The sequence below is a fragment of the Streptomyces sp. NPDC059957 genome, from assembly GCF_042730015.1.
Lineage (GTDB): Bacteria > Actinomycetota > Actinomycetes > Streptomycetales > Streptomycetaceae > Streptomyces.
The window spans coordinates 1-6,137 of the sequence record NZ_JBHWMB010000155.1; the positions used below are offsets into that span (position 1 = coordinate 1).

4 protein-coding genes are annotated in these 6,137 nt (G+C 73.2%); 3 read left to right on the forward strand and 1 reads right to left on the reverse strand.

What is annotated here, in order from left to right:
- Positions 1-289: 289 nt before the first annotated feature.
- Complete coding sequence (locus ACFWBW_RS41340) at positions 290-1,018, reverse strand: phosphatase PAP2 family protein (protein ID WP_385384958.1); 729 nt, start codon at positions 1,016-1,018, stop codon at positions 290-292.
- Positions 1,019-1,940: 922 nt separating this feature from the next.
- Between ACFWBW_RS41340 and ACFWBW_RS41345 the strand changes: the two genes are divergently transcribed.
- The 3 genes from ACFWBW_RS41345 (at position 1,941) to ACFWBW_RS41355 (ending at position 6,086) form a co-directional block, all read left to right on the forward strand.
- Positions 1,941-3,194 carry an MFS transporter gene (locus ACFWBW_RS41345; protein ID WP_385384961.1) on the forward strand — a complete coding sequence of 418 codons (1,254 nt, stop codon included), beginning with the start codon at positions 1,941-1,943 and terminating at the stop codon, positions 3,192-3,194.
- A 228-nt stretch (positions 3,195-3,422) separates the two neighbouring features.
- The gene (gene surE, locus ACFWBW_RS41350) at positions 3,423-4,349 is read left to right on the forward strand and encodes a 5'/3'-nucleotidase SurE (protein WP_385384964.1); all 927 of its coding nucleotides are present in this window, start codon (positions 3,423-3,425) and stop codon (positions 4,347-4,349) included.
- Between the two features lie 87 nt (positions 4,350-4,436).
- The gene (locus tag ACFWBW_RS41355; RefSeq protein ID WP_385384967.1) at positions 4,437-6,086 is read left to right on the forward strand and encodes a carboxylesterase/lipase family protein; all 1,650 of its coding nucleotides are present in this window, start codon (positions 4,437-4,439) and stop codon (positions 6,084-6,086) included.
- The last annotated feature ends 51 nt before the right edge of the window (positions 6,087-6,137 follow it).

Sequence of the window (6,137 nt, forward strand, 5' to 3'; positions counted from 1 at the left end):
GAGCTGCGGCCGGCCGTCGCCGGCCGTCGCGGGCCTTCGAGGCCCGGCCTGCCGGGCCGCGCGGGAGCCGGGCGGCGAGAGCTCCCGGGGCTCGAGCGTCCCTGGCGGCCGGGTCAGGCCTGGCGGCCTGGCCTGATCTGACGGTCCGGCCTACCGGAAGGCCCGTCCGCCGCCGACCTGAACGGTCCGGACGTGCTCGGCAGGCCTTGTGTGCCAGGCCTTGCTCGGACGGTCCGGGGTGTCCGGACGGGCGTTCCGGTCGAGTCGGCCGGACCGGCGCCGTGGTCCGTCACACCCAGAGGGTGTCGGAGGCCATGCGTTCCGCCTCCGTCTCCAGTAGCGGGGCGAACGCCCGCCACAGGAGCAGACAGGCCCCCACGGCGGCCAGGGCGCCGGCGAAGGTGTCGCTCAGCCACTGGGCGTGCTGCCAGGTGCGGCTCCACATCATGGCGCCGGTGTAGCCCGCGCCGAACAGCCACCACCAGCGCCGGCCGCCCGGCGGGAACAGCACCACCGCGGCCGCGATCACCAGGGCCACCGCGCTGAAGACCTGGCCGGAGGGGTACGAGCCGTCGTTGACCAGGGTCCAGGTGTGCGGGGGGCGCGGCCGGTCGGCCAGCGCCTTGAGCGGCAGCACCAGGAGCACGTTGGCCAGGATCGCGGTGGTGAAGACGAAGAGCGCCGACCTCCAGCGCCCGTACATGCACAGGCAGCCCATCAGCAGCAGCGGCACGACAGTGCCGAGCGGTCCGCCCAGGCGGTCCAGAACGGTGGCGAACCCGCTGGCGGTGTCCTCGGGCGAGCCCTTCAGTGAAGCGGCCCACGCGTCATCGAGGCCCTGGAAGACGGGCTGTTCGTCCGTGCGCAGGAGCAGTCCGGTCAGCACGGACAGCAGGATCAGTGCCACGCCCCAGACGAGGGCGTGGCGGGGCGGAGCCGCGGGGACGGGTCTCCGGGGAGGCCGCACGGCGAGCGGAGGCGGAGGCGGGGTGACGGGGTGACCGAAGAAGTCGGACATGAAGCAACCTTTCGCGGCCGCCTTCCCGGCCCTGGGGGGCTCAGGGGAGGGCGACGGACGGGCGTGAAGCGCGGGGGCGAGCGGAAGCGGGCGCGCCCGGGCGGATGTGCCAACGCGGGCGGACTCGGACCGGCGCGCCGAAGGCGGCGCGCGGATGCGCAAGGCGCAGCCGAGCGGAGGGATCGGCCGGAGGTGTGTGGGAGCGGATCCGTTCGGCCGAGCGGGCGTGGAGCGGGAGGGATGGGTGGAGGAGCGCGGGAGATCACCCGGGTCAGCCGACTCGGCCCGAGCCGGCTGAGTGGCTCAGGTTGCGCCGAGCACGCCGTGCAGGGCCGTGGCGCGCCGTGACGTGACGTGGCGCGCCACGGTGGCCGAGGCCCATGGGGGTGGATGGGCTCCGCCGGGGTGTGGTGGTGGGTCGGCGCGGTGCGGCACGGAGTATTGCGGAAGCCTGTCGGTCGCCACAAGTGCAAGAGGGTTCTCGGTCGGGCCGGAGTCGTCCGTAGGCCGCATTCAGTTGGTTACACGTGATCCACCTGGACTTCGTCCATGGGTCACGATCTGCACGGAGGTCTGCTCCAACCCTTGGCGAGACCCGCAAGTGGGTGCTACACAGTGTCCAAGCACCTGAAGTGACACGTGTAACAACATCAGGTGAACGGCACAGCACGGCACCGCCGAACACTGCTCAGCACAGCACAGCTCAACACCGCACACGCTCCCCACCGCACCGCACCGCACTGCAGGGCACCGCACGCACCGCGCCGAGCAACCGCACCGCGTCAACCGCCTCGCACTCGGCGCGGCACTTCCCGGCGACGCCCTCGTGCGCAACCGCACCCTCGGCGTCTCCGCCCTCCCCGCGCACCGCACCGGCGGTCCCCCCACGCCACCTCCCCGCTCCGTCCCCCGAGGAGTCGTCATGGCTACGAACGAGATCATCGACCCGCCCGCCCAGGCGGATCCCGAACCCTCCCGCGGACGCGGGCTCCTGCTCCTCCTGCTGGTCGCGAACTCCGCGATGATGGCCGTCTACATGGGCGTCGGCTCCGTCCTCCTGCCCACCCAGATCGCCGCGATCGCCGGCGACGACAAGGTGGCCGTGCTGGGTCTGATCGGCGGCATCAGCGCGATCTTCGCCACCGCGTTCAACCCGATCGCCGGCGCCCTCTCCGACCGCAGCGGCCGCCGCAACCCCTGGGTCCTCGGCGGCGCGATCGGCTCGCTCGTGGGACTCGCCCTCCTCGGCAGCGTCAGTACCGCACTGCTCGTCGGGATCGGCTGGTGCCTGGTCCAGGCGACCATGAACATCTACCAGGCCGCCGTCACCGCGATCGTGCCCGACCGGGTGCCCGCCGCCCGTCGCGGTACCGCGTCCGCGCTGGTGGGACTGGGCCTGCCCATCGGCGGCACGGTCGGCGTGCTGATCGCCTCCCAGACCTCGGAGCACCTGCGCACCGGCTACCTCGTCTTCGGCGGGGTCATCGCCGGAGCCGCGCTGCTGCTCACCACCTTCTGCCGGGACGTACCGCGCTCCGAGCCCGACCCGGACGCGCCCGCCGCCCCCAAGGGGGCCAAGATGAAGGCCTTCCTCTCGGCGCTCGCCAACCACGACTTCCGATGGGCCTTCATCGGGCGCGCCCTGATGGTCCTCGGATACTTCTCGGTGGTCGGCTACCAGCTCTACATCCTGGGCGACCACATCGCGCTCCCCGCAGGGCTGACCCCGCCCGCCGCGATGGCGGTGCTCACCCCCGTGTCGATGGTCGCGATGGCCGTCTCCACGGTGGTCGGCGGCCTGCTGTCCGACCGCTGGAACCGCCGCAAGGTGTTCGTCGGAGTATCGGCCGCCCTCGCCGGGCTGGTCATGGTGGTCCCCGTCGTCAGTCCTACGTGGACGGGCATGCTCGTGTTCAGCGCGCTCAACGGCCTGGCCTTCGGATGCTTCATGGCCGTCGACACCGCGCTCGTCACCCTGGTGCTGCCCCGCGCCGAGGACGCCGCCCGCGACATGGGCGTACTGAACATCGCGAACGCAGGCCCCCAGATCATCGCCCCGTTCGTCGCCTCCGCCGTGGTCACCACCCTGGGCGGCTACACCCCGCTGTTCCTGGTCGGCGGCGCGCTCTCGCTGATCGGCGCACTGGCGATCCTCCCCATCCGCAGCGTGCGCTGACCCCTCCGGTCCCCGTTGCCCCGAGACCCCGTCGAAGTCTCCGGCCCCGGGTGCCCCTCAACCCCTGGGGGGGGGGGGAGGGGGGGCCACCCCCCCCCCCCGGGCCCCACCCCTTCCAGGCCACCCTCACACCCAGTTCCCAGTTCCCAGTTCCCAGTTCCCAGTTCCAAGTCCCCGGTTCCCGTTTTCCAGTTCGCCGTTTCCACTTCCTCTCCGAAGGAGCGTTCCTTGCAACGCAAGCGAGTTCTGCCGTTGGCCGCCCTGCTGCTCTGCGCGCCGGCCCTCGCCGGTACGGTGCCCGCCGCCGTGGCCGCGCCGCAGGCCGGACCGGAGCCCGCACCGGTGCCCGCGGCACCGCTGCGGATCCTGCTCACCAACGACGACGGCTACAACGCGCCCGGCATCCGGCTGGCCTTCGCGCGGCTGACCGCCGCCGGGCACGACGTCACCATCGTGGCGCCGCTGACCAACCAGAGCGGCGCCGGCACGAAGACGTCCAACTCCCCGTCCCTCACGGTCCGCCACCCCGAGCCGAAATTGTGGGCGGTCGACGGGACCCCCGGCGACTCGGTGCACTTCGGACTCTCCGAGGTGTTCGAAGGACGAGCGCCCGATCTCGTCGTGTCGGGCACCAACTTCGGCCCGAACGTGGCCGCGCTCGCCAGCCACTCCGGCACGGTCGGCGGCGCCGTCGCCGCACTGGACGCGGGCGTGCCCGCCATCGCCCTGAGCACCGGCGGCCTTTCGGCTCCCGACCCCGTGACCACGGTCAACGCCATGGGCCCGACGCTCGACTTCGCGGTCAAGCTGATCGACCGGCTGCGCTCGCGGGCCCGCTCCGGCCCGCTGCTGCCCCAGGGCGTCGGCCTCAACGTCAACCACCCCGTCGTGGGCGCCGACGGCAAGGGCACCCCGGCCGGGGTGGCGACCACCTTCCAGGACGCCCAGGCGCTCCTGAAGGCCGACTTCACGGATGCCGGCGACGGCACCTGGAAGGTCGGCGTGACGGTGGACCTGAAGACCCCGGCCCGCGGCAGCGACGTGGAAGCCGTCAGCGCCGGGAAGATCGCCGTCAGCCCGATGAACGCCGACTGGAACACCGGACCGGTCGACTTCGCCGTCACCGCCGCCCTGCTCACCGGGCTCCGTCCGTAGATCTCCACACCAGCAGGCCTTCCGGAGGCGGGGCGGGCGTCCCGCGCCCCGTCCCGCCCCCGGACGGTCCCCGACCCAGGAGTACGGATGCAGCGGCTCTCGCACCGGATCACCCGGCTTTCCACGGCAACGGCAAGACCCTTCTACGGCACGGTGCTCGCCCTCACCGCGCTGATCGCCACCGCTCTACCGGCGACCGCCTCTCCCGGCGGCCTCCCCGGCGGTGTTCCGGGCGGCCCGCCGGACGTTTTGCCCCGCCCGGTCGTCTCCGTCGCGCAGGGCGCGCTGCGCGGGCGTGCCCATGACGGGGCGCAGGAGTTCCTCGGCGTGCCCTACGCCGCCGCACCGGTCGGGGGGAACCGGCTACGTGCCCCGCAGGCGCCCCGGCACTGGAACGGGGTGCGCGAAGCCGTCGAACAGGCCCCGGCATGCCTGCAGTTCTCGCCGTTCGGGCTGCGCGATCCCTCGGCCGTCAGCGAGGACTGCCTGTACCTGGACGTGTACCGGCCCGGCCGGACCCGCGCGGGGGCCCGGCTGCCGGTGATCCTCTGGATGCACGGGGGCGCGTACAGCCAGGGCACCGGTACCCAGTTCGGCGGGCGCACGATGGCCGAGCTGACCGGCTCCGTCGTGATCAGCATCAACTACCGCCTCGGCCAGCTGGGTTACCTGGGCCTCCCCGAACTGGGCCGGGAGAACGCGCTGCGCTCCGGCTCCTTCGGCCTGATGGACCAGATCCAGGCGCTGCGCTGGACGAGGGAGAACATCGCGGCCTTCGGCGGCGACCCGGGCAACGTCACGGTCTCCGGCCAGTCCGCGGGCAGCGGTTCGGTGTGCGGACTGCTCGCCGCCCCGCCGGCGGCCGGGCTGTTCCACCGGGCCGTCCTGCAGAGCGGGCCGTGCACGCTGCTGCGTACGCCCGACGGCGCGCGGGCCGAGTCCGAGGCGCGGGCCTTCGCCGCGGGCGCGGGCTGTTCCGAGCCGGCCGGGGTCGTGGCGTGTCTGCGTGCCGCATCCGGGCAGGCCCTGGTGGACGCGGCCCGTACGCACGCCACTTCGGGTCCCGCGTCGGGCGACGGACTGCTGCCGCGGGATCCTGCCGCCGCGATCTCGGCCGGGTCCTGGAACAAGGTCCCGGTCCTGATCGGGAGCACCCGCTCCGAGGCGCGCTTCTTCGTCGCGCTGACCCAGCCCGCCCTGACGGCCGAGCAGTACGCCCGGCAGGTCCTCGCGGGCTACGGCGCGGCCGGGCCGGAGATCCTCGCCCGCTACCCGGTCGCCGCGCACGGATCCCCGTACCTGGCGCTGTCGGCGGTCATGACCGATTCGACGTTCGCCTGCGAAACCGCGCGGACGGCGCAACTGTTCGCCCGCCAGGTCCCCACCTTCGCCTACGAGTTCGACGACCCCGACTCGCCGACACTGGCGGGCGCACAGGTCCCCGGCCTCGACGAGTCGAACGCGCACAGCGCCGAACTCGCCTACCTGCACGACTTCACGATGGGCGAGCGGCCCCTGACCTCCGTCCAAGTCGCCCTGGCGACACGGATGAAGCGCTACTGGGGCGCCTTCGCCCGCCACGGTGTTCCCGCCGTCGCGGCGCAGGCCACCTGGCCGGCGGCCGGACCGGGCGGCACGGTACTGAAGCTGGCGCCCGCGGGGGACCGGCTCGACCGGGGGTTCGCGGCCGACCACCAGTGCGGCTTCTGGCGCGACCAGCCCTCCCGGCCGCTCTGACGGGAGACGAGACCCGGTGATCCGTACGGGGTGATCCGCGCGCGCGTCAAC